Annotated in this window: 25 protein-coding genes, 7 tRNA genes and 1 other annotated feature (1 of these 33 running past the window's edge); of the genes, 5 read left to right on the forward strand and 27 right to left on the reverse strand. The window is 39.8% G+C overall.

What is annotated here, in order from left to right; all coding sequences use genetic code 11:
* Positions 1-165: a binding site (T-box leader), on the reverse strand; it reaches 39 nt to the left of the window's first position.
* Positions 166-266: 101 nt separating this feature from the next.
* The 13 genes from PFZ69_RS01570 to PFZ69_RS01630 form a co-directional block, all read right to left on the reverse strand.
* Positions 267-1,286, reverse strand: coding sequence for a ThiF family adenylyltransferase (locus tag PFZ69_RS01570; RefSeq protein WP_270179283.1), 1,020 nt, complete (start codon positions 1,284-1,286; stop codon positions 267-269).
* Positions 1,283-1,888, reverse strand: coding sequence for a molybdenum cofactor guanylyltransferase (locus tag PFZ69_RS01575; RefSeq protein WP_270180590.1), 606 nt, complete (start codon positions 1,886-1,888; stop codon positions 1,283-1,285). The genes PFZ69_RS01570 and PFZ69_RS01575 overlap by 4 nt, the downstream gene beginning before the upstream one ends.
* The gene (locus PFZ69_RS01580) at positions 1,876-2,649 is read right to left on the reverse strand and encodes a DUF92 domain-containing protein (RefSeq protein ID WP_333489721.1); all 774 of its coding nucleotides are present in this window, start codon (positions 2,647-2,649) and stop codon (positions 1,876-1,878) included. The genes PFZ69_RS01575 and PFZ69_RS01580 overlap by 13 nt, the downstream gene beginning before the upstream one ends.
* The gene (locus tag PFZ69_RS01585; RefSeq protein WP_270179284.1) at positions 2,646-3,215 is read right to left on the reverse strand and encodes a 5-formyltetrahydrofolate cyclo-ligase; all 570 of its coding nucleotides are present in this window, start codon (positions 3,213-3,215) and stop codon (positions 2,646-2,648) included. The genes PFZ69_RS01580 and PFZ69_RS01585 overlap by 4 nt, the downstream gene beginning before the upstream one ends.
* 78 nt (positions 3,216-3,293) lie before the next feature.
* Positions 3,294-3,443, reverse strand: a complete 150-nt coding sequence (gene rpmG / locus PFZ69_RS01590; RefSeq protein ID WP_136947542.1) for a 50S ribosomal protein L33 — start codon at positions 3,441-3,443, stop codon at positions 3,294-3,296.
* Between the two features lie 76 nt (positions 3,444-3,519).
* On the reverse strand, positions 3,520-5,502 hold the full coding sequence (locus PFZ69_RS01595) for a glycoside hydrolase family 15 protein (RefSeq protein ID WP_270179285.1): 1,983 nt from the start codon (positions 5,500-5,502) through the stop codon (positions 3,520-3,522).
* A gap of 117 nt (positions 5,503-5,619) precedes the next feature.
* Complete coding sequence (phoU, locus tag PFZ69_RS01600) at positions 5,620-6,279, reverse strand: phosphate signaling complex protein PhoU (protein WP_270179286.1); 660 nt, start codon at positions 6,277-6,279, stop codon at positions 5,620-5,622.
* 21 nt (positions 6,280-6,300) lie between these two features.
* Entirely contained in the window at positions 6,301-7,116 is an 816-nt protein-coding gene (pstB, locus tag PFZ69_RS01605) for a phosphate ABC transporter ATP-binding protein PstB (protein WP_442865119.1), read from the reverse strand.
* Positions 7,117-7,170: 54 nt separating this feature from the next.
* Complete coding sequence (pstA, locus tag PFZ69_RS01610) at positions 7,171-8,049, reverse strand: phosphate ABC transporter permease PstA (protein ID WP_270179287.1); 879 nt, start codon at positions 8,047-8,049, stop codon at positions 7,171-7,173.
* On the reverse strand, positions 8,049-8,981 hold the full coding sequence (pstC, locus tag PFZ69_RS01615; protein WP_270179288.1) for a phosphate ABC transporter permease subunit PstC: 933 nt from the start codon (positions 8,979-8,981) through the stop codon (positions 8,049-8,051). The genes pstA and pstC overlap by 1 nt, the downstream gene beginning before the upstream one ends.
* Positions 8,982-9,064: 83 nt before the next feature.
* Complete coding sequence (locus tag PFZ69_RS01620) at positions 9,065-10,021, reverse strand: phosphate ABC transporter substrate-binding protein PstS family protein (protein WP_270179289.1); 957 nt, start codon at positions 10,019-10,021, stop codon at positions 9,065-9,067.
* Between the two features lie 261 nt (positions 10,022-10,282).
* Entirely contained in the window at positions 10,283-12,313 is a 2,031-nt protein-coding gene (locus tag PFZ69_RS01625) for a peptidoglycan D,D-transpeptidase FtsI family protein (protein WP_270179290.1), read from the reverse strand.
* A gap of 108 nt (positions 12,314-12,421) precedes the next feature.
* Entirely contained in the window at positions 12,422-13,669 is a 1,248-nt protein-coding gene (locus PFZ69_RS01630) for an MFS transporter (protein ID WP_270179291.1), read from the reverse strand.
* 100 nt (positions 13,670-13,769) lie between these two features.
* Between PFZ69_RS01630 and PFZ69_RS01635 the strand changes: the two genes are divergently transcribed.
* Entirely contained in the window at positions 13,770-14,048 is a 279-nt protein-coding gene (locus PFZ69_RS01635; protein ID WP_270179292.1) for a hypothetical protein, read from the forward strand.
* 34 nt (positions 14,049-14,082) lie between these two features.
* Here PFZ69_RS01635 and PFZ69_RS01640 read toward each other — a convergent pair whose 3' ends face one another.
* The 10 genes from PFZ69_RS01640 to PFZ69_RS01685 all read right to left on the reverse strand — a co-directional run bounded on the left by PFZ69_RS01640 (position 14,083) and on the right by PFZ69_RS01685 (position 17,986).
* Entirely contained in the window at positions 14,083-14,694 is a 612-nt protein-coding gene (locus tag PFZ69_RS01640; RefSeq protein WP_270179293.1) for a superoxide dismutase, read from the reverse strand.
* A gap of 209 nt (positions 14,695-14,903) precedes the next feature.
* Positions 14,904-14,979 (reverse strand) — tRNA-Phe (locus tag PFZ69_RS01645).
* Between the two features lie 165 nt (positions 14,980-15,144).
* Positions 15,145-15,221: transfer RNA gene (locus tag PFZ69_RS01650), tRNA-Met, on the reverse strand.
* Positions 15,222-15,240: 19 nt separating this feature from the next.
* A tRNA-Ser gene (locus PFZ69_RS01655) sits at positions 15,241-15,333 on the reverse strand.
* Positions 15,334-15,338: 5 nt separating this feature from the next.
* Positions 15,339-15,415 (reverse strand) — tRNA-Ile (locus PFZ69_RS01660).
* Between the two features lie 8 nt (positions 15,416-15,423).
* Positions 15,424-15,499 (reverse strand) — tRNA-His (locus PFZ69_RS01665).
* Positions 15,500-15,517: 18 nt separating this feature from the next.
* Positions 15,518-15,594, reverse strand: a tRNA-Met gene (locus tag PFZ69_RS01670).
* Positions 15,595-15,597: 3 nt separating this feature from the next.
* A tRNA-Asn gene (locus PFZ69_RS01675) sits at positions 15,598-15,672 on the reverse strand.
* A 134-nt stretch (positions 15,673-15,806) separates the two neighbouring features.
* Positions 15,807-16,289: a DUF456 domain-containing protein gene (locus PFZ69_RS01680; protein WP_270179294.1), complete on the reverse strand. Its 483-nt coding sequence runs from the start codon at positions 16,287-16,289 to the stop codon at positions 15,807-15,809.
* Positions 16,290-16,357: 68 nt separating this feature from the next.
* A complete protein-coding gene (locus PFZ69_RS01685) occupies positions 16,358-17,986 on the reverse strand; it encodes a Na/Pi cotransporter family protein (RefSeq protein ID WP_270180593.1) in 1,629 nt (542 codons plus the stop codon).
* 222 nt (positions 17,987-18,208) lie between these two features.
* Between PFZ69_RS01685 and PFZ69_RS01690 the strand changes: the two genes are divergently transcribed.
* Positions 18,209-18,982 carry a DUF1189 domain-containing protein gene (locus PFZ69_RS01690; RefSeq protein WP_270179295.1) on the forward strand — a complete coding sequence of 258 codons (774 nt, stop codon included), beginning with the start codon at positions 18,209-18,211 and terminating at the stop codon, positions 18,980-18,982.
* 46 nt (positions 18,983-19,028) lie between these two features.
* Here the strand turns inward: PFZ69_RS01690 and PFZ69_RS01695 are convergent, their stop codons facing one another.
* Together PFZ69_RS01695 and PFZ69_RS01700 are read right to left on the reverse strand one after the other, a co-directional pair.
* Positions 19,029-19,682: an NfeD family protein gene (locus tag PFZ69_RS01695; RefSeq protein ID WP_270179296.1), complete on the reverse strand. Its 654-nt coding sequence runs from the start codon at positions 19,680-19,682 to the stop codon at positions 19,029-19,031.
* 68 nt (positions 19,683-19,750) lie between these two features.
* On the reverse strand, positions 19,751-20,629 hold the full coding sequence (locus tag PFZ69_RS01700; RefSeq protein WP_270179297.1) for a DUF1002 domain-containing protein: 879 nt from the start codon (positions 20,627-20,629) through the stop codon (positions 19,751-19,753).
* A 33-nt stretch (positions 20,630-20,662) separates the two neighbouring features.
* On the opposite strand from PFZ69_RS01700, the gene PFZ69_RS01705 reads away from it, so the two are divergent.
* Both PFZ69_RS01705 and ispG read left to right on the forward strand, forming a co-directional pair.
* Positions 20,663-21,121, forward strand: a complete 459-nt coding sequence (locus tag PFZ69_RS01705) for a LysM peptidoglycan-binding domain-containing protein (protein ID WP_270179298.1) — start codon at positions 20,663-20,665, stop codon at positions 21,119-21,121.
* 139 nt (positions 21,122-21,260) lie between these two features.
* On the forward strand, positions 21,261-22,379 hold the full coding sequence (ispG, locus tag PFZ69_RS01710) for a flavodoxin-dependent (E)-4-hydroxy-3-methylbut-2-enyl-diphosphate synthase (RefSeq protein ID WP_270179299.1): 1,119 nt from the start codon (positions 21,261-21,263) through the stop codon (positions 22,377-22,379).
* A gap of 45 nt (positions 22,380-22,424) precedes the next feature.
* Here ispG and PFZ69_RS01715 read toward each other — a convergent pair whose 3' ends face one another.
* Complete coding sequence (locus PFZ69_RS01715) at positions 22,425-22,832, reverse strand: hypothetical protein (RefSeq protein ID WP_270179300.1); 408 nt, start codon at positions 22,830-22,832, stop codon at positions 22,425-22,427.
* Between the two features lie 158 nt (positions 22,833-22,990).
* On the opposite strand from PFZ69_RS01715, the gene PFZ69_RS01720 reads away from it, so the two are divergent.
* The gene (locus PFZ69_RS01720) at positions 22,991-23,563 is read left to right on the forward strand and encodes a 5' nucleotidase, NT5C type (protein ID WP_270179301.1); all 573 of its coding nucleotides are present in this window, start codon (positions 22,991-22,993) and stop codon (positions 23,561-23,563) included.
* Positions 23,564-23,585: 22 nt separating this feature from the next.
* Here PFZ69_RS01720 and PFZ69_RS01725 read toward each other — a convergent pair whose 3' ends face one another.
* A complete protein-coding gene (locus tag PFZ69_RS01725; RefSeq protein WP_270179302.1) occupies positions 23,586-23,996 on the reverse strand; it encodes a Fur family transcriptional regulator in 411 nt (136 codons plus the stop codon).
* Positions 23,997-24,013: the final 17 nt, after the last annotated feature.

Consider the following 24,013-nt stretch of genomic DNA (forward strand, 5'->3'; position numbering starts at 1 on the left):
AGCATATGCTGTCCTCTTAAGCTCCATAATATCGACTGGAATGCCGGGTATTACTACCTAGTTCCTCAGCTGTAAGTTCACTTTCTGACTGCCCCGATTCACACCTTCCACCGGGTCTCTGATGCTGCTATTTCACAAGCTACTCGACTGATTCATAACTTTTCCACTTTTATGCTTTTGTGCGTTTAAGTAATACCGTTATTTTATACCTAATTCTTTAGTCTGTCAAGACATATAAAAAAGCACCAGTGAGAACTGGTGCTGTGTTACATGCCGATATACCTAGAATAAAGAGCTTTAGCCCGCCCACTATCGCTTGTTCCTTGAACGAGCACTCGCCCATCAGGAAATATGACCAACCGCTCACCTTCTTCTAGCTCTGCTTTGAGTAAGAACGGCGTTTTCTTTACTTTAGCAACTTTTTCGAGTCTAAGAGACCACTCTTTCAGATCAAACGCCTTCTCAAGATTGATCTGTATCGTTTCTCTACCACATAAGGAAGCAACCTCACTGGCTGCACCATGTTGTAATGCTGGAAACTCTTTCTTTTGGCAAGCAGGGCAGTCTGTTTTCGGCGAAGAATACTTCATGGAATACGTGTGATTATTCCATATATCTACAGTCAGTAAACAACGATTTAATTTCTCATAAGCACCTACAATGTATTTCATCGCCTCTGTCACTTGATAAGAAGCGATAATATCTACAATTGGCGAGATAACACCAATCGTATCGCATGTTTCACCAGTAGTCCCTCCGGCGTCTTGAATAAAGCATCTCAAGCAAGGGGTTTCACCAGGTATGAAGAGAGCGGTCATTCCACGAGAACTAACAGCACCTCCATAAACATAAGGAATTCCTTGTTTGAATGCGGCATCATTGAGTAAGAAGCGCGTAGAGAAATTATCCGTTCCATCCATCACCATATCGATCTCTTCCATTAGTTCAAGAATATTTGACGCGTTTACATCAGCCGTAATGGCTTCGATCGTCACCTCAGAGTTCATTTTTTCAAGCTTTCGTTTCGCTGCAACAGCTTTTGGCAAAGTAGCTTCAACATCATCCTCGTCAAATAACATCTGACGTTGTAAGTTGCTCTTCTCTACATAATCACGGTCAACGATTCGAACTTTGCCTATGCCTGCTCTTACCATATGATTAGCTATAGCAGTTCCTAACGCGCCCATTCCAACTATGAGAATACTTGTGTCCCCAAATTTCTTCTGTCCTTCTTCTCCAATTTGTGAAAATAACATCTGACGTGAATAACGCTGGTACTGACTCATTGATTCGGCCCCTTTCGGATTAACATATATTCTTCTATGGTATTCACGTTCGTAAAGGATTCAAGGTCTTTATCTTCAATCATCACATGTCGTACTTTAAGCTGTTTAAGTGCAGCCATCACTCGTTTATCGCCTAGTAGTAATTCATTTTCGATGCTGTCCTTACAAGTGTATTTGTACAATGCACAAAGTGGCTGTATACGACCATTAGCAATAGGGATAATGGCATCAGCTTCCGGATGGTGTTTTGCCTCTTGTATAAGTTTAGAAAAAAGATCTGCAGTAACGAGTGGCATGTCACAAGCAACCACAACATAGTAGTCTGCATTTATTACACCCATCGCAGAAATAAGACCTGCTAGTGGGCCCATCCCTTTAAATCTCCGATCATCCACAATAATATCTGCATGCTCTTCCGATTCGAATCTCGCCATAAGCTCTGGCTTTGTAACGATGAGACATTTATGCACATGTTTCGTTAACTCATTGACGATTGTCTTATAGAAAGGTGAACCTTGGTATTGGACAAAAGCTTTATCGTGACCAAACCTTCGTGATTCTCCTCCTGCTAACAATACACCACATGCTTTCATAGGAACCACACTCCACAAGCTATGCCTCCACATAGAGAGGAAACCATGTTAACGACATCGTTATTTATTCCACTAATTCCTTTTATCTTTGTGGTGCCAACCCCACAGTGTACGGTGCGTTCAGTTTTGAGAGAACATGTCTCACAATAGAACTCTTCCTGAATGGTAGCACCGATTATGGTGTCGATCATACTACCCAGCACTCCAGCACCAGTGATCACAAGAAAAAGTGTGAATGGTAGATCAAAAAGAAAGAAGCCGACTCCCGCTACTAGTAGTGAAGCAAGAAATGATGCTAGTAAACCAGGCATACTCACTGCCCCAGAGGTGCCTCTAGGTACAGTACGTAACTTGAGGATATGGTATGGGTCTCTCTTTGCGAGTACGCCGAGCTCTGATGCCCACGTATCTGCATTTGATGCAGCAAGAGCTGAAATAAAAAAAGCAATCCACCATAGAGAAGGAAACATTGCCATCATAACACCTGCAAATGCTGCTGCTCCTCCGTTAGCTAACACTTGGTACTCATCTCTCGCTGAACCCTTTACAACGATTCGTTCTGTTTCTTGCTTTCGATCTTGTTTATACTTACTCCATAGTGTAGAAGTTCCAAAAAAAACCCCTAGTAACACTAACCCTTTCCACCCAAAACCATATGCGATGGCATTTCCGGTGAATATAGCGGCAACAGTACCTTTTCTAGACAATGCTCCCATCTTCAAGCCAACGACACCTGTCAAAAGAATAACGATGAAATAAAGGAGCATCATGTGAAGCGTAAAATCTTTTTATCTGTAATGAGTGTTTCAACTGGAAGATCGAAAGGCTCGACAGGTAATTTCTCGACTAATTGAATGCTATATGCTAATGACACGGTTTGATTTTCATATTGCTGCAAAAACCTGTCATAATAGCCTCCTCCGAATCCAATCCTGTAACCGTTCTCATCAAACAATAATCCCGGTATGACCAATAGCTGAATGTTCTTTGGCTCACAAGCTTTTGTAAGCTCGGGTTTAGGCTCTTTCAAACCAAAATACACTGTTTCTAATTCATCCCAACTGTTTAAGTAGCGGAATGTCATCGACTTATCCTCTGGATGGCATTTCGGTACAGCAACTTTCTTCCCAACTGACCACGAATGCTCAATAACTTTCTTCGTATTCACTTCATTTTTCATTGCAACTGTTAGTCCGATTGTCTCTGCTTCTTTATAGGGATCATATGTAAAAAGGTTTTCGAGGATCCGGTCATCAAGTTCTACTTTTTCCTTGTTTGTCATTTCCTTTAGACGGCTTTTCATATTGGTTCGCAACATTTGCTTTGTTTGCATCATTACCTCTCCTCTATATGATCGTTACTATCAGTGTAAGGGAAAGAAGACAAATAAAAAAGCAGTAGGATAACCTACTGCTTACTTTGTTTCGCGATGTAACGTGTGTTTCTTTAGTCTTGGGCTATATTTTTTAAGTTCAAGACGATCTGGGTTTGTACGTTTGTTCTTTGTTGTAATGTAGTTACGATCGCCAGTTTCAGTGCAAGCCAATGTAATTTGTACGCGCATGAATATCCCTCCAAATCCTATCAAACTGTTCATTTAACAACATACTTTATTATGATAACAAACAAATATGGTTCTATCAAGTTGTTTTTAGTGCTGAGAGAACTTTATATTTTTCTATATAATCCTTGACTACATCAACATACGTAGCGTGTGACCACGTAAGCGGAGCAACCGAGAGCGGCTTTCCTGTATAGGGATTGACTTGTTCAGGCAATATGCCACTTGATAAGGAGTGCTGGTGTGCCCATTCAAGGTGTACCTTTGCTTGGGCTAACTCCTCGATCGAATTTGCTTTTGCGATTTTCCACTTCGCCATCCATAATGTGCAAATGATCCAAGGGTTTCCCGGTACCTCTTCTACGTTTTGTGATTGTTGAAAGTAATAATCACTTACGTAGCGAGCTATTCCACCGACGGATGTTTTTACAGAAAGGCGCTCTTCTATTAATTCCATTGTTCTAACAATCCTCGGATCATCAGGCGGTAGTACTCCAAATGCAAATAATCCAAATACACTACTCTCGATCGTATAATCTTTCGTTATCTCCCCTGTTTCACTATTTGTATAAATCCCCCTAATAAAACACGAGCGGTCTTCATCGTAAAAATGTTTTTCGATTCCTTTTTTAATTTTCTCTGCACCTGCAAAATAACTCTCTGCACGATCGTCTTCACCAAATAGTGTCGCAAATGAATATGCGGCCATTAACCCACCATACGTTGCTGCTGCAGTGAAACTAAACACACCTAGACGCTCTTCCCATAGATCGTAGGAAGGGTGAGGTAAACTGAGCGATTCATCCATATAATCGAGCAGAAATCTAGCACCAGGCCGAATAAGGTATTTATAAAGTGATTGAGCAAACTCGATATCTCCCGTTGATTGATAATGCTCCCAAAAGGCCCACAGAACAAGAGCCGTCTCATCTTCTTGAATAGGAAGCTGCGGAGATCCTTTTCGATCGATATAAGGATGCCAGCTCGAACCAACCGATCCATCTGGATTATACTTATGATGAAGGTAGCCATCAACGGACAACAGCTCAGCACAACATCTATAAAAATTTGAGACCATGCCGTGATAACCTGCTTTAGATAATGAAGCGGCTATCAATGCCCCATCCCTCGGCCACATATAGCTGTAGTGATCGCGATTATAATGAAGGATATCAGAATCATTAGCAGCGATGATTGTTCCGTTCTGGTTAGTTTGAGTACGAACGATAAGAAGACTTCTCTTATATAGAGATAATAGATGAGGACTTAGATCAGATTCAGGAATAACTGATTTGTTTACCCATCTGTTCCAATACATTCGGATTTTCTCAACCGTTAAACGAGTTCCGATTTCACTCACATACGCATGTAGGTTGTTAACTTCTTCCTTCGTTCTGCCGACTGTCATCCAATAATAGGCAGTCGTTTCAGAGTTAGCAGCAATTTTCGTTTCAAGCGAAAATGTACTATCAACAGATCCTTGTGCGATCGGATTCACATGGAGGTGACCATCTTCTGCATCGCGCCACGTACCTTCTGCAGATTGAAATCGTTTGACCCCTGTTGTATATTGCTCGATACCTCCACCATCTACCTCTCCATTAAACAAGAAATATCGATACCGCTTGTAATGAATAATGGATTTAGTGTCTGGACAAAAGTAAGCCGTGTCTCCTACTTCAGTTTCATATATGTTTAAATCTTGATGAAAGAACAAACGGACTTCCTTTTCTTTTTCTTCTAAGTTTTGAATCGTGATCTTACGTATCATCAACATTTCCCTCTGATGGACACCTTCTTCAAATATTAATTTCAATCCAAGATGAGGATGGTATGCTGAACTGTAAGTAACAAGAGTATCTTCGTCATAATCAGGGTTTATTTCCCATTCGGATGAATGTAACCACGAAAAATTCCCATCTACCCATACTCCAATCCTGTTTGCATGTCCTTGAACATGATTTTGCTGACCTACATAAGGGTAATAGATATCTCTGATCTGCAAGAACTGATCCATATTGATCAAGAGTTGTCCGTTTCCAATCACTAAGTGTCTAGGCATCTTGTCCCTCCTCGTCCACATCTATTTTAGTGTATTTCACAAACCTTCGAGAGATTACTTGTACGAGAGATAAACATAAAAAAAGCCGCCTTCCTATATAGGAAGGCGGCTTACATATTAAGCGTTCAAATCGTATCGTTTACCTTTTACAACATAAATCACACTTTCAGAGATATTCGTGCAGTGATCACCAATTCTCTCAATGTAACGACAGATAAATGCGAGTTGCTGAATCTGACTAATACTATCAGGGTATTTTGTCATGAGTTCGAGTAGTTCTTTTACCAATCGACCATACATCGTATCGATTTCGTCATCAGCATCCGCAACAGCTTTCGCTTGATTCACATCTTCTTCATAGAAGGATGACAATACTTCTCTTAGCATGTTGTTTGCTTTTTCAGCAAGAGCAGGTATCTCTTCGATTGGCTTTACGAAAGGTTTATCACCGATTCGGATGATCGACTTCGCGATGTTAACAGCCAGATCGCCTACTCTTTCAACATCAGTAGAAATTTTAAGCGCTGAAATCAAACGACGTAAATCTGAAGCAAGTGGTTGTTCTTTTGCAATAAGCCAAATTACTTTTTCGTTGATCTCTTCTTCGAGTTCATTAATTTCGTGATCATTATCGATGATTTCAAGAGCTTTCTCTACATCCTGGTTTTTCAATGCTTTAATTGATTCGTCAACAGCGAGCTGAGCAAGAGAACCTAGCTCTAACAGTTGAGCTTTGATTTCATCTAATTGTTCTTGGAAATTTTCTCTAACTACCATAAACAGTCACCCCCGAAATTTTTAACCGAAACGGCCAGTAATATAGTCTTCTGTACGCTTATCTGATGGATTAGAAAACAGCTTGTTCGTATCAGAGAATTCAACCACTTCACCATTTAGGAAAAAGGCTGTTTTATCGGAGATTCGAGCTGCCTGCTGCATGTTATGCGTAACGATGATGATACTGAATTCTTTCTTCAATTCTTGAACGAGTTCCTCAACTTTAAGTGTAGAGATCGGATCAAGTGCGGATGTTGGCTCATCCATCAAGATAACGTCTGGTTCGATTGCAAGACAGCGCGCAATACAAAGACGCTGTTGCTGTCCACCCGAAAGACCGTATGCATTCTCATTCAATCGATCTTTCACTTCTTCCCATAGAGCTGCGCCTTTTAAGCTTTTCTCTACGATTTCATCGAGTACTTTTTTATTCTTGATTCCGTGGATTTTAGGGCCGTATACCACATTCTCATAAATAGATTTCGGGAATGGGTTTGGCTTCTGGAATACCATTCCTACTTTTGTACGAAGATCTTCCACTTTATATTTGCTATCGAAGATATTATTGTCACGGTATTTAATATCACCAGACATTTTTACGATCGGCACCATTTCAACCATTCTGTTTAGGGCTTTGATAAATGTAGACTTTCCGCAACCTGAAGGTCCGATAATTGCAGTGACCTTATGTTCAGGAATTTCAAAGTTAATATCCGTTAACGCTTGATCTTTCCCATACCATAAGTTGAAGTTCTCAATTTTGTATACTGATTGACCATCTGCTTTTTGTTCAGCTTCAGCACGTTGAGGTTTTTGGATCTTTTTTTCATCCATAATTGTTTTCATGATAACATTCCCCTTTTCATGTTGATGAGTAGAGCACGACTTTTCTTATAAACGTTTTGAAAATTTATTACGAATTAACACAGCGATAGAATTCATGATTAAAAGCATAGCGAGTAAAACAATAATTCCAGCTGCCGCTACGTCATGGAATTCTGTTTGTGGACGACTTGTCCAGTTAAAGATCTGAATCGGCATAACAGTAAAACCAGAAAGAAGGTTCTCAGGTAAATAGGCAACGAACGTAAGAGCTCCAATCATTAGGAGTGGTGCTGTTTCACCAATTGCTCTTGATAGTGCCAAAATTCCCCCAGTCAAGATTCCTGGAATTGCTGCTGGTAGTACGACTCTGCGAATGGTTTGCCACTTCGTCGCTCCCATTGCGTAAGATGCTTCCCTTAATTCTTTCGGCACAGAACGAACGGATTCCTGTGAAGCTACAACGATGATCGGCAAGATCAATAAGCTCATCGTTAAACCACCGGCAAGAACACTACGTCCCATCTCAAGCATACGAACGAATACTGTCAGACCGAGTAAACCAAATACAATAGATGGCACACCCGCAAGATTTGAAATGTTCAATTGAATGAACGTCGTAAATCGGTTTTTCTTTGCGTATTCTTCAAGGTAAATCGCTGTACCAACTCCTAGAATCAATGAAACAGGTGCAATGACTCCCATAACCCACAGGGACCCATAAAATGCAGCCTTTATTCCTGCTTTTTCAGGGAAACGTGATGCGAAGTTTTGAAAGAATTCTAAGTCTAAATACCCAATTCCTTGAGTGAATATCCGATAAAGGAGGATAACGAGAACAACAAGCGCGAACATAGTAGCCCCAAAAAAGACTCCTTTTAGTACGTTGTTCTTCATCAACCTCGTTTGCATTTTACTTTTAACTTTTGATTGATCGATTAATTGCATTAGTATTCCTCCCTGAATCTTCGAGAAATATATTGAGCGATGAGGTTCATGATCAGAGTGAATAAGAACAGCGTCATCCCTACTGCATAGATACTATAGTAGATCGTTGTACCAAATCCAGCATCTCCAAGACTCACCTGAACGATATACGAAGTCATTGTTTGAATCGACTCGGTTACGTCCATTGTTAGCTTAGGTGTAGCACCACCAGCTACCGTTACGATCATTGTTTCTCCGATCGCTCTTGAAATAGCTAGAACAAATGAAGCGATGATACCAGAGAGAGCTGCAGGTAGAACAACTTTCACCGCAACTTCAAATCGAGTTGCACCTAGTCCGAGAGCACCTTCTCTAATTGCATTTGGAACAGAACTCATAGCATCCTCAGATAGGGAAGCGACCATTGGTATGATCATAATCCCAACCACAATTCCTGGGCTCAAAGCATTAAATACAGGAAGATTTGGAATAACGTTCTGCAATACCGGAGTTACAAATGTTAGCGCGAAGAATCCGTAAACAATCGTTGGAATTCCTGCTAGTACTTCCAATATCGGTTTAATAAATCGTCTTACACGATCACTTGCATATTCACTCAAATAAATGGCAGCAGCTAATCCGAATGGGATTGCTACAAGCATAGCAATAACTGTAATCATAAGAGTTCCTGAAATAAGCGGCCAAATACCATAGTCAGGATCTCCTTCAAAGAAAGGATACCAATCTTTATTTGTAAAGAATTCAATTATTGAAACACGACTAAAGAACGTTATGGTTTCAACAATAAGCGTAAATACGATTCCTAACGTCGTTAGTACTGATAGAACAGCACACAAAAGCAACAAACCTGGGACTAATTTTTCCATAAAGTTTAATCGAGTTTTTTGCTTTTCTTTTTTATCTTTAATCATTTGACGTATAGATCTTTCCATAATATTACTCCCCCTCACACAAGAGCAAAACAGGTTAAAGTGAGGAGCGTATTTACTCCTCACCACAACCGTTTTTCAATCCGTTATTTTCCAGCTATCTCGTTTAACTTGTCCATAGCTTCCGTATACTTTTCATCAGGTAGTGCTACATAGCCAACAGCTTCAGCCATTTCGCCACCGTTTTCGATTATATACTTACTGAAGTCATATACTGCTTCATCGTCTTTAACAGCAGAATGCTTGATGTAAGTGTAAAGTGGACGAGAAAGTGGCTCATACGTTCCATCTTGAATTGTTTCAGCGTTAGGCTCGATTGCTTCACCATCACCATTTACAATTGGAACAACATTTAGATTATCTTTGTTTTCAAGGTAGTAAGCATATCCGAAGAACGCCATACCGTTTTTAGAACCAGTTACACCGTTAACAAGAACGTTGTCATCTTCTGAAAGTGTTGCTTCTTTATTCATTTGCTCTTCTTCTAGAACAACTTCGTTGAAATAGTCATACGTACCAGAGTCAGTACCCGGGCTGAATAGTTCGATCTTTTCTTCAGGCCATTCAGAGTTAATTTCGCTCCATGTTGAAACTTTTCCAGTCCAGATCTTGTTAAGTTCTTCGATTGTAAGCTGATCTACCCAATCATTCTCAGCGTTTACAACGATAGAAAGTCCGTCTTTTGCAACTTCGAATTCAGTAAATTCAATACCAGCTTCTTCTAGTGCAGCAACTTCCTCTTCTTTGATCGGACGAGATGCGTTACTCATGTCAGTCTCACCGTTAGAGAATTTTTCAAATCCACCGCCAGAACCGGAAACACCTACACTAACTTGAACTTTAGGTTGAGCAGCTGCATATTCTTCAGCTAGAGCTTCAAAGATCGGGAATACAGTAGAAGATCCGTCTACCATAACGTCGCCAGATAATTCTTCTCCGCCTCCAGACTCACCGCCTGAGTTTTCCGAGTTGTTTCCACAAGCTGCTGCGAAAACCAAAATCAATGACATTACTAGCGTTAATGCGATGCCTTTAAATTTCATGTGCTTTTTCCCCCTAAATGGATGTGTTTTTTGTATGGGTCATTAGGACTCCTACTGACCTCTCAACCACAATTACAAGAATACAGCTTGTTTATTAATTGCATATAAACCGATTGTAAAGATAGTGTAAATGCTTGTAGAAATCCTTATTTTCTTGCATATAATTGAAAGTTGTTGTCGAAAGCGCAGGACTTTAGACCTGATTAATCCTTACTCTTCCCAAACCAAAAAGAAAAAACCGCATTTCTGCGGTTTTTTATCTCATTCTTTATCCTTATTTTCAATTTCACTTCCACTAGGTACTTTCGCCTTGTTTTTGAGGTCGAAATAGGCATCTAATATTCTTCCGCCTATTTTCTTATTAACAAAGCCAGAGCTCGAATCGTTTACTTCCGGTATGACAACAGAAAAGGCAACCTCTGGATCGTTATAAGGAGCAAATCCTACAAGGGTCAAATTGTACTCCTCTCCGATCTGAGCCGTTCCTGTCTTTCCAGCTGCAACATAGTCATCACTCTGAAAGAAGTTATAATTCGTTCCTGCAGTTCCTTCTTTCGTATTCATAACCATCCACATTCCCCTTTGAATGTGTTCTACTTCATCTTTGCTCATTTTTACTTTATTCAATACTTCAGGAGTATGTTGAAAAAGGACAGTATTGGACAGTGTATCGCTTTCTGATGGTTCATGTACTTCTTTTAATAGATGAGGTTTAATGCGATAGCCTCCATTTGCAATCGTAGAAACGTATTGCGCCATTTGCATTGGCGTATACGTATCATACTGTCCGATCGACAAATCAAGTAAATTACCGAACACCCCAATTCCTCCATTAAGACCTGCACTTTCACCAGGGAGATCGATTCCAGTTGGAACACCTAATCCAAATTGAGAGAATGCTTCTCTCATTTGATTGTACGCTTCAGGGTTATAGCTACTCCTCTTATTAGGTTCGTAGTCATACCCTGCCATCATCATTGCGATTTTAAACATATAGACGTTTGAAGACTTTTGTATTGCCACTAAATCCGATATTCTGCCCATCGCTCTAGAGGTATAAGAAGATTTGGTTTGACCATTCGAAAATCGAAGCACCTCATCTACTAGCATATCGTTGGGATTAATGACATCATATTGATACCCAGTTAATACTGTAGCTCCCTTAATCGTAGAGCCCATCGCATATGAATCTCCGATCACACCAAAGGTTCTGCCCGTATACTTCCCATTATTATAAGCTTTACCTGCTATTGATAGAACTTCGCCAGTAGCAGGGTCCATCATCACAACATACCCTCTAGTCGCACCATATTTTCTGGCATCACGTAATTCTTCTTCTAAAATTTCCTCTACTTGTTGTTGTAGATCGATATCGATCGATAAAACAAGATCATTTCCGCGTTGTCCCTCTATTACTTCTGGCTCACCAATCGGCTCACCGGATTTATCCGTTACAAATTTTTGTTTTTCTTTTTGTCCTTTGAGATATTCTTCATATTGCTTCTCAAGATAGCTAATACCTACTTGGTCATTCCTATCATAATCTCTAATTCGGTAGTAAGTAAGGCTTTCACGAGGAATGTGTCCTACATTTCCAAAGATTGTTTGAAGCGTCTCACCATATGGATATTCCCTTGTCGCGTCAGCTTGAATATCAACTCCAGGTAATTCACCGAGGTTTTCACTAATGCGTGCGATCTCATCTTCCGTTAACCCCATCTTAATCGTTTGAGAAGAAAGAGCGTACCCATTATCCATCGCTCTCTTTATGGCTGCTACTTCTAGTTCAGTCTCATCAGCTTTTATTTCAGCTAAATCTTTATCATCGATGCGCTCTATTTGGAGCTTGTAAGCCTCTGTTGAATCTAAATTCTCCCACTCTTGTTCTGAGAGCTTCTGTTTCGCTTCTTCTGGGCGAGTCACGATCCAATAATCCTTTAAATCCCGATCTGTAACTTCTTCAGAATCTTTCTCGATTAGTTCGGCGAGTTTTCTTGCAAGATCTAATCGTTCTGATTGATTCGTATTTTGTGTTCTTATGTACGTAAGAGCGAACTCGGGATTATTATCTACAAGCACTCTTCCGTAACGGTCATACATCTTTCCTCTAGGGGCACTTGATTCTGCCGTTACATTTTCAGTCTGCTCTGATACCCGTTCATATTCTTCACCGTCCACAATTTGAATGACGCCAAGACGCAATACAAGAACTGAAAATAAAATAAAAACGGACAAGAATAATATATTTAACCTTATCGGCACGTGGTTCTTTTTCTTTCTATTAGGATTCACGTTATTCTTCCTTTCAACAAACAATTAGGCACCTGTAGAGTACAGGTGCCCTATCCCATATTTATTTACTATACTTAGTGATACACCAATTGTAAAGGGTATAATGAGCTATTGAACTGGCTCTACAGACTTTTCACTAAAAGCCCTAACAATCTTGAGTTTTCTATAGAAGAAGAAAATAATGGAATGACCAATTCCTAGGATCATCAATAGTGTAGGTACGATTTGAACATCGTTTGAAATCGAGATCGCTATTAGAAACACAGTGATCGATACAACCCTTCCAAAGTTTAAATACACCTCTCTTACTACAATGTACTCAATCCTCATTTCCGCAGCATTCCAAGCTTTTCCGATCACATCGTATGTTAGTGATACATATGGAACAAACAAAACGGGATAAGCGATTGAAATACAAATGCCGTAAAGCAACAAGCGCGGGAACGTTAATTCAAATAAAAGAATAACCACTGAGACATATAGCATAATTCCTGCATAAAGAATTGCTTTTATACGAAAACGTGGTTTTATTAATCTTGTCGCAAGGTAATAAACCAGGAATGAAACAGCGGAATTCACCAAACCAAATGTTCCTATCGCAAGCTCACTGCCAGTCGTAATAAATACGAGAACAGCAATGACAAAAATAAATGTTCCCTCTCTTAACCCTTGGAAGAAGTGAGCATGAAGAACATTTAGCCAATCGCTGTTAGATTTACGTTCGTTGAAAACTCGCATGAATGAAAAGTTGCCTTTCGCTGATCGCCTCTTTAAGAAAAAACTCAAGATAACCGCAGCTGAGAAAAGCAGCAGTGAGACTCCAAATATGATTTTGTACCCCGTGTATGATTCAAGACTTGAAATGACTACTCCTGCGAAAATAGGACCGATCATTCCAGCAAAAGAAGTTAGAAGTCCCAGAAAACCATTAAAAAAATCTCTCGTATCAGGCTCAGTTATTTCAAATGTTAATACATTAAACGCAAGCCAATAAAACCCAAACCCAATTCCAAGCAGTGCTCCCAATAAGACGAGCAACTGGCCAGCATTTTGCCCTAGTAGTAAAACCGTAATATAAAATAGCGCCAAAAAGATTACGCCGATTCTCAATACAATCACTCGATCCATCTTTTTAGCCCATCGTCCAGCTAAAATAAATGTAAGCGGTTGACTGATGACAACTGAAAGGTTGTAAATCGCAATATCTGCAAATTCACCTGTTTGTTTCCATAAATAAACGTTTACAAACGTATTTGAAAGAGCAATGCTCAAAGCATACAATCCGCCGATCGTTAATAATAAGAGTAGATCTTTTGTAACAGCTATATCACCCATTACGTGTTTAAGTACTTTCATGGCAAACTCCCCTTTTTTCCTCCTCCCTTATTTTGTATTAATTCTGTCTCCTTATGCGAAAGATTAGAAATGGGTAAGATGTTTTTGAAAGGAGAGTTCGATGTATTATTTTATCTATACAGGGGACGTCATTTCTCATCAAATTAAGAATACTCTTATATCACAACTGATTTCTTTTGCTAAAAAACTTGAGCAGCCACATACATATAATGAAGAAAAAAATTCATTAACGCTGCCTACATTCTTCATATCGATCAGGGAAAATCAAATTTTTTCCTATAGCAAGTACGATTTCAATGATGGTTGTGCGGTTACAGACCTTGTTATTGGCTATCTATTAGAACATCTGGGAAGCGTCTATACAAGGATAGAACCATAAAAAAACCCCGACAATACTGTCGGGGTTTTGGCGATTATTTTGCAGCTTCGTAACGCTTAGCTACTTCATCCCAGTTAACAACATTCCAGAATGCACTGATGTAATCTGGGCGCTTGTTTTGATACTTAAGATAGTAAGCATGCTCCCAAACGTCAAGGCCAAGAATTGGAGTAATGCCTTCCATTACAGGAGTATCTTGGTTTGGAGTACTAGTGATTTCTAGTTCTCCACCTTTAACGATAAGCCATGCCCAGCCAGAACCAAAACGTCCTGCAGCAGCACTAGCGAACTCGTCTTTGAAGCTTTCAAAGCTTCCAAATTTCTTTTTGATTGCTTCGCTCAAGTCACCTGATGGTTCGCCGCCACCGTTTGGACTAAGTACTTGCCAGAAAAGCGTGTGGTTAGCATGTCCGCCACCATTATTTCTTACTGCAGTACGAATTCCTTCAGGTACAGCATCCAGGTTGCCAAGAAGATCTTCAAGGCTTTTGTCAGCTAAGTTTTCATGACCCTCAAGTGCACCGTTTAGCTTTGTAACATAAGCATTGTGGTGTTTGCCGTGGTGAATCTTCATTGTTTCTTCGTCGATATGTGGCTCTAGAGCGTTAAAATCGTAAGGTAGTTGTGGTAGTTCAAATTTAGCCATTGTAAATCTCCTCCTTTAAAAGTATGTAACCCTTGTGACTATTGCGTCACAAGTCATGATCACAATGTATCACATTTTTACAGTAGCAGATTTATCCTTTGTTTTCAAATGTTTAACATCGTGATATCGTCACCACTTTTTATAATTCCACACATAAAGAATCGTAAACATAAAAAAACCACCTACAAGGTGGTGAATCGATGTTAATATGGTGGCTCCGGACGGAATCGAACCGCCGACACGTGGATTTTCAGTCCACTGCTCTACCGACTGAGCTACAGAGCCATGATTGTTAATTCAATTAATAATTCAATCTAAACGTGAATGGTTATGTAGAATGTCTTTACAATTTAAAGATGTAACTGTTTATTATGCGTTTAGGTTGCCCCTAAAGGGACTACGATTAACTTTTAACAACGATGTTTATTCGACGTAGTTAAAAGTTTATTTTGGTTGCGGGAGCAGGATTTGAACCTGCGACCTTCGGATTATGAGCCCGACGAGCTACCGAACTGCTCCATCCCGCGACGATATGAAAATTCAAGATGGCGGAGGAAGAGGGATTCGAACCCCCGCGGGCCGTTAAGCCCCTGTCGGTTTTCAAGACCGATCCCTTCAGCCAGACTTGGGTATTCCTCCGCGTATGGTGGACCCTGCAGGACTCGAACCTGCGACCGGACGGTTATGAGCCGTCAGCTCTAACCAGCTGAGCTAAGGGTCCAATGTAAATGGGGCGACTGATGGGAATCGAACCCACGAATGCCGGAACCACAATCCGGTGCGTTAACCACTTCGCCACAATCGCCATTGTGTTAAGTTAATATGGTAGCGGCGGAGGGGATCGAACCCCCGACCTCACGGGTATGAACCGTACGCTCTAGCCAGCTGAGCTACACCGCCATATGGCTCCACAGGTAGGATTCGAACCTACGACCGATCGGTTAACAGCCGATAGCTCTACCACTGAGCTACTGTGGAATATCTCTTAACGACAAGAATAACTATACCATATAGTTTAAAAAGAAGTCAATAACTTTTGTGATATAATTTTTATTGCAGAAAAATCAGCGATGAAATTACTATAGCATGGTTTTGTCCCTTCATCAAGATTACTAAAGAACATAAACAAGAAAGATAACAATCATTATTGCCTGAATAACACCTTTCATTAACGCTCCCCCAAGAAAACCAAGTAAAGATCCGACTCCTACATTAATCGACTCTCTTAATGGTTTTCGATGAAAGATTAACTCCGCTCCCACTGCCCCAATGAAAGGACCAAGAATAATTCCTAGAAAAGGGATAACGAAAGGTCCGACCAATAACCCTATAGTACTTCCCCATATGGCTGCTTTCGATCCTCCATATTTCTTGACTCCAAATAAGTTGCTAGCATAATCAGCAAGAAATAGTAGCGCGGTAAATAGAATTTGAATAATCCAAAAAGAAATTGTCATTGAACTAAATTCGAAAAATACACCGTACACAATATATCCTATGTAAATAAAAAGAACCGATGGAATGATTGGATAGATTAGTCCTACAAACGCCACTACAAACGATGCTATTATGAGTACCCAGTATAAGATATCCATGTTGCCCCCCTTTTTCTTCTATTATATAGAATAAAAAAAGTCAGGGCTAGCTAAGCCCCGACTTTTTATTACTCTTCTCCGATAACTGCTTCTGCAATATTAACAGCGTGATCACCTATACGTTCTAGGTTACTGATCATATCTACAAAGACGATTCCTGCACTTCCTGTACATTCGCCTTCATTTAACCTCATGATATGCTGCTTACGAAGAGATCTTTCCATTTTATCGATCTTATTCTCTAACTTCACAACTTCTCGAGCCTTCTCAACATCCCAATTATCCAATGCATCAAATGCCTGTTGGAGAGTCGTTAGCGTAAGATCAAACATTTGATCGAGATCTTTCATAGCTACATCAGTCATCTTCACTTTGTTGCTGATCTGATAATCAACGAGCTCGACGATATTTTCCATATGATCTCCAACTCGCTCAATATCACGAACTGAGTCCATCAACATACCATGTCGAGTTGACTCCTCAGCTGAAAGAGAGGTTGCAGATAGCTGAATTAAATAATCTGTGATCTTTGTGTCTAAGTTATTGATCGCGTCTTCATATTGAGCAGTTTTCTCTGCACTTTTTTGCTCTTTTGAAGTGACATATTTCGAAGCTTCTTTTACACCTTTATAAGCAAATTCGCTCATACGAATAACTTCTTCTTTTGCTTGTCCAAGCGCGACAGATGGAGAACGTTCGATAAATACCGGATCAAGGTGCTTTGGCTTATACTCGATCGCAGTATCATCACCAGGAATAATTTTTGTTACTAATACAGCAAGTAATGCAATGAATGGGAACTGAATGATTGTATTAGAAACATTAAAAATACCGTGTGCAAATGCAATAGTCATTTCTGCATTTAAATTAAGTGCATCTTGGATATATGCAATGAAAGGTGTGTACAGTGATAATATAATCAAGAACACTGTAGTACCAATTAAGTTAAATATAACATGTGTAAGTGCTGCCCTTCTTGCTGCAACTGAGGCACCAATCGATGCTAAAACAGCAGTTACTGTCGTTCCTATGTTATCTCCGAATAGAACTGGCATAGCAGCTTGTAGGGACATAGCATCCTGAGAGAATAAACTTTGCAGAACGCCAATCGTAGCACTTGAACTCTGTACGATGACAGTAAATACGGTACCAATGACTACTCCCAATATTGGGTTTTCACTCATACTAACCGTAAGATCTTGGAATACCTGAAGAGTTCTTAAAGGTTTCATACCGTTACTCATCAGTTCTAAACCATAGAATAAACCACCAAACCCAAAGATGATCTGTCCAAGATACGTTATCTTTTTGTTTTTAACAAAGAAGATCAATGCTGCACCAATAAATAGGATAGGTAGTGCGTAATCTTTGATAGGTATACCAATTATGAATGCTGTTACAGTTGTTCCTATATTTGCTCCCATTATAACTCCGATAGCCTGCTTAAGAGTCATAAATCCTGCATTTACTAGTCCTACTGTAAGAACTGTAGTGCCTGAACTGGTTTGTAACAAGATAGTAACGACTATACCTGCTAACACACCCATGAATGGGTTCGTTGTGAAGCGATCTAATATATCTCTTAACCGATCGCCCGCAGATCTTTGAAGGCCATCACCCATATACTTAAGTCCAAACAGGAAAATACCTAGACCTCCCACAAACTGAAAGATCATCTCCTGAACGTTGAGTTCCATCATTTCAACCCCTTGCACCATTTTATTTTTTTCGACAATACTCAACAAAGTCCCTTGTCTATTATCTACATCACCCTTTCTTTTGTAAAGACTAAATATAGATTTTGTAATGATTTATTCACAAAGGGAATGAAAAACTTTAACCGAGTTTATTGTTCCCTAAGTGGAATATAAGCTAAACTAGTTTATGGGTTTGTGTAATTAATGGAAGGAGATTTGAATTTGAACATATTTAAACAACTATTTTACAGCCTTTATTCTCCAAAGATGATGGCGCGCTTTCGTTTTCAAAAGCTTGGCAAACCGATCTTATATGTTTTTCTTTTAATGCTTCTTGCATCAGTACCAGTTGGAATTCTAACCACCGTTACATTTACGAATGCTTACGATGAATTGAAATCCCATATAAGTGACGTTCCTGAATTTAAACTTGTAGATGGAACGTTATCTGCTGATCAAGATGAGCCGTATATCACGAAGGAAGACGGAGAAACATTTATCTTTGACGCTACTGGTGAAACAAAACCTGATGATGTAGAAGGATATCAGACTGTCATTGCATTTTTAGGAGACAGAATAATGATTAAAGACTCTGGTACATTACAGGAATTTGATTATAGTAACTTCAGTACGATGAGTTTCACAAAAAGTGATGTGATTGAACTGTCACAAACACTCGATGATTTGCTTCCTATCTTTATACCCCTTGTCATTTTCGTCGTGTATCTTTTACAAACAGGTCTTAAATTTATAGGTGTGACGGTCCTTGCTACAATTGGTTTGACCTTGAAAAATATGACCAAGAGAAGAGTTTCCTATAAGCAGCTTTGGATACTTTCTGCCTATTCTGTAACGATACCGACGTTATTTTTCACTATTATGAGCCTGTTACGTACGCAAGTTCCATTTGGCTTTTTAGTATACTGGTTCGTAGCGATCTTGCTATTGTATATGGTACTGAAAGAAATTCCACTCCCCAAAAAGAGGCAAGAATAATCGTTAGAACAAAAAGAAGTCCTCCCGGTGTGCCGGGAGGACTTCTTTACACTTGCAGTGTTTCATCAGCTACTTTTTCTTCTATCAAGATTCTTGTTCCATCCACATCTGTTATCGTTACAGTAGTACCTTCATCGATCCATCTTCCAACTGAAATAGCGCTATACTTCTTATTATTCACTTCGATCGTTCCACTTGGCCTAAATGGTGTGATCGCTTTTGCTGTATGACCTACCAGGTCTTTGTATTCACTATTCATCGAGTTATAACCCATATCACCACTTAATCGATCTTTTAAGGTCATTTTCGTCCACATCTTCCTCGCAGTGAATACCTTCAAGAATAAGAATGATGCAGCTGCTCCTAATAGAAAACCACTAGATACGAGAAGTCCGTATATGAAAGAAGGTGAAGGTAACGCGACAGCAGTAACCATGATAAGGATACCGATTAATCCAAACGTACCATCGTTTAGTAACTTTCCGTCGAGCACCACTAAACCAAGACCTACTGCAAAGACCAATCCCATCCAGAGGATTGAAACTGTCGACGTAAGGTGGAAACTGAAATAAAGCGTTAAAATCAATATCCCAATCAGTCCAAAAATACCTTTTGTGCGCACTAGAATCTCCCCGAATAAGAATAAGACCCCTAATAAGACGACGATGAATCCAATCGCAGGTACAGCTAAAATATCCATCCAAAACCGCCTCCCTATTTATTCCTCTATCCTATATACGAATGAAGATCAAAAAAGTTTCTCGGTTTTTATGATTGAAACGCCCCAGCGATGCTATCGATGATCGATTTAATAAAATCAATAAACTTGCTAATAAAATTCTTTGTTTCTTCCTTGTTTAGAAATTCATTCAAGTTTTCTTTTGCATTCTCTAATTGGCTTCTAACTTGGTCCCAATCAATATTTAAATTCTTCATTCGTTCAAATAACGCAACAAGGCCGTCTAACTCCTCATTTGTTAATTCAATACCTGAGTCTTTTGCGATTTGTTGAATTAGACTTCTAAGCTCTTCTTCTGTTTCAGGTGGATTCGATGCTATCTCATCTTTTATCTTTGTCATTAATTCTGTAGCTTTTTCAGCTCCAATGCTTTCACTTAGCTTAGCTGTCTTTACAAGCTCTTCATTTGCGACTTGTTTTTGCTCTTCTGGTATCACTTTGTCCATGCTGACTTCATACGCTTTTATCAAACCAGTGAGTGCAGCCGTTCCAGACACTTCAATGGGTGCAGTGACATAAACGTCAGCATCCTTAACACCAGCCGTTATCAAAGCGTTTGTATACATCTCATCGGTTACCCAATTGATGTTGTTGGTTTCTACACTCAACCCTTCATCCTTTTTGCCTATCGTGATCGATGATGATGAAAGAGCACGTGTTCCGATCAAGCCTTTACTTATATAATCACCAAGGTATTTATGTTCTTCTTCATTCGATACCGTAACGGTTAATGCTTCTTCTGGAGCATTCATTTCTTTCAATAATTCCTGTTGTTGACTCTCTGATAAATCTTCACCAAGCGTAATGATGACGTCCCCTTCACTGGCATCAGCCAATGCATCTATAGGTAATACGAACACAAGCAAACTAACTGTTAATAAGTATGGTAAAAGTTTTTTGATCATCATTCATTCTCCTTTATTTTAGAAGTAAGGAAAGTAATGCACCTATATGCATGTTATTTTACTGCAGTCCTTCCTCAAAGAAAAGAAAATTCGAAAAACAGAGGAATAACCTCGTGGGACAAGCATAAGGTAAAAGTAAAAACAGTTAAGAAAGCGGGGTTTGCAATGCGTAAACTACTAACTGCTTTTATAATAATTCTCGTCCTTCACACCACCTATTACGATTTAACTACCGGGACTCTTGCAACGTATAATCCTCCTGCAGTACAAGTTGTTTCCGAATCTAACGAGCAGGGAGAAAAGCCTTATGTCCTCTACAAAGTAACTGCGGGAGATACAGTTCTTTCAATTGTTGAAAAGACGAACGGTTCGATTCCAGTTTCTATAGATACTGTGGTAGATGATTTTAAACAGTTAAACGGAATTCCCCCTACACACATCCAAATAGGAGAACAATATAAAGTTCCATCTTACATGGATGTGGAAACCCAGTGATTATTTCTTGTCAATCGTATTCATAAGTTGCTACAATGAGATAGTATTATTAATGAGTCTAAATCCTTATGCAGGAAAGAATAATCCAAGCTATCTAATCATGAGGTATGATCCTACATGTAAAAGGAGCGATTTTCGCATGAATGAAATTACTCACCGTACAAAGACAAGACCTGTAAAAGTTGGTCCTTTGACTATAGGTGGAAACAATGAAGTCGTCATTCAAAGTATGACAACGACTAAAACACACGACGTCGACGCCACTGTGGCTGAGATCGAGCGTTTAGAAGAAGCTGGATGTCAGGTTGTTCGTGTTGCTTGTCCAGATGAGCGCGCAGCAAATGCCATTCCAGAAATAAAGAAGCGAATCAACATTCCGCTTGTAGTAGATATCCATTTTGATTATAAGCTCGCTCTCAAAGCTATCGAAGGTGGAGCTGATAAGATCCGTATCAACCCAGGTAATATCGGACGAAGAGAGAAAGTCGAAGCAGTTGTTAAAGCAGCAAAAGCAAAAGGCATTCCTATTCGTATCGGAGTAAACGCTGGTTCACTTGAACGAAAGATCTTGGAAAAGTATGGTTATCCAACAGCACAAGGAATGTTAGAGAGTGCACTTCATCACATTAAGATTCTAGAAGACCTTGATTTCTATGACATCATTGTGTCTATGAAGGCTTCCGATGTAAACCTTGCAACAGAAGCATACGAACTTGCTGCGAAAGCTTTTGACTACCCGCTGCATCTAGGAATTACAGAATCAGGTACTCTTTTTGCAGGGACTGTAAAAAGCGCAGCAGGTCTCGGAGTCATTCTTTCAAAAGGGATCGGGAATACTGCACGTATCTCTCTAAGTGCTGACCCTGTAGAAGAGGTCAAAGTCGCAAGAGAACTTCTTAAATCGTTTGGACTTGCTTCTAATGCAGCAACGTTGATTTCTTGCCCAACTTGCGGAAGGATCGAGATCGATCTGATCAGTATCGCCAACGAAGTTGAAGAATACATCTCCACGATTAAGGCTCCAATCAAAGTTGCAGTGCTAGGTTGCGCAGTAAATGGACCAGGAGAAGCACGTGAAGCGGATATCGGTATCGCAGGTGCACGTGGTGAAGGGCTACTTTTCCGTCATGGTGAAATCATAAGAAAAGTCCCGGAAGAAATTATGGTTGACGAACTGAAAAAAGAAGTCGATAAGATTGCTGAAGAGCATTACAAGAAGATGGAAGAAGAAAAAGCAAAAGCTGAATCAAACGCATAAAGAAAGAGCCTGTTCAAATGAACAGGCTCTTTTTACATTTATCCACTAAAAGAACGGTGCGAAGAATAACGAAATGATCATTGAGGCTACCCCGACACCGATAGCCCAGCTACCTAGAGTCGTAAGTCCTCTCCTTCTCGCTATAAACCCTACTACGATACCCGCTGCTCCAAATATGACGGGTAAAATGAACAGGGAGATGACCGAAAGAGCTAGTGCGGCTATACCCACACCGACTCCAGTTTTCTCTTGCTCCTGTCTTTTAGCTTCAAAATGTTCTTCGCGCTCCTCAGCTCTTGGACGTTCATTTTCAGGCGACTGTAAATAAGGACGATCAAGAACTCCAGAAGGTGCTACTTCTGCAGCTGATTCTTCGAGATAATCTTCTTCCGATTGTAGATCAACTCTTTCTTCCTCCAGAAGTTCCAAATCCTCACGTCTGTCTTCTGTCATATACATCCCTCACCTTTAATCTGTAGTGGAGCATGTTTAGTATTCGCAAAGATACGGAAGGTTATTTGCTATTATTAAGTAAGTTACTACCAATTCCTCAATCGAGATCCACTGAATATGATATGATTGAAGGAGAGTGAATGAAAAGGAGTTTTTTTATGCCACTACAAAGACTAGGGCTTGATATCGACGGAACTATTACAAGCCCAAAAACCTTTTTACCTTATTTGAATTCGTCCTTCAACAAACAATTAGTACTTGAAGATATTACACAATATGATCTTGCAGGACTATTAAATGTTTCTAAAGATGATTTTATAAATTGGTTAAAAGCAAATGAAGAAAGAATTTATTCCAACGCGTTTATGGCAGAACACGCTCACCCCACTTTACACGGATGGAAAGATGATTATGAGCTTGTTTACATTAGCGCAAGAGGGAATCACCTGTTTGAAACGACGAAAGAATGGTTTACCACTAACGATGTACCGTATCATCATATTGAATTAATCGGTAAACACAACAAGATCGAATCCATAAAGCGTCATCAAGTTGACGTTTTCTTCGAAGATAAACACGATAATGCGTGTGCGATCGCTGAAGACTGCAACATTCCCGTCATCCTTTTTAATACACCGTATAACCAAGGTGCAGTTCCCTCGGGAGTGATTCGGATGAACAGTTGGATCGAAGCAAAAAAATGGCTCTATCATTACGAAAGCGGAAGGTAGCCCCTTCCGCTTCTTTCATACCTTATTGACATTCTCCGCATTTACCGTAAATCTCGAATTTATGCCCTACTACTTCAAAATCTGAATCGTAAACAGGAATATTGTCCATTGGACAAGCCTCGATTTGCCGTGTTCTTCCGCAATCAAGGCAGATGAGATGATGATGATGAGCATCAGTCGCACAGCTTAGGCGATAGCGTTTTTCACCATTCCATTCTGTTTCCTCAAGGATACCCAAATCTCTAAAAAGAGTAAGGTTTCGGTAAATTGTATCCACACTCATGCCAGGATATGTTTTCTGCATATACGTCAGTACTTCCCTTGCAGAAAGATATCTTTTTTCTTTGGCAAAAAATACCACAAGGTCCTCTCGTTTTTCAGTATATTTATATCCTTCGTTTTTTAGGATTTCTAGTGCACTAGATACATTCATCTTTCCACCTCTTCACA

The organism is Alkalihalobacillus sp. CinArs1, from assembly GCF_947387515.1.
Lineage (GTDB): Bacteria > Bacillota > Bacilli > Bacillales > Guptibacillaceae > Guptibacillus.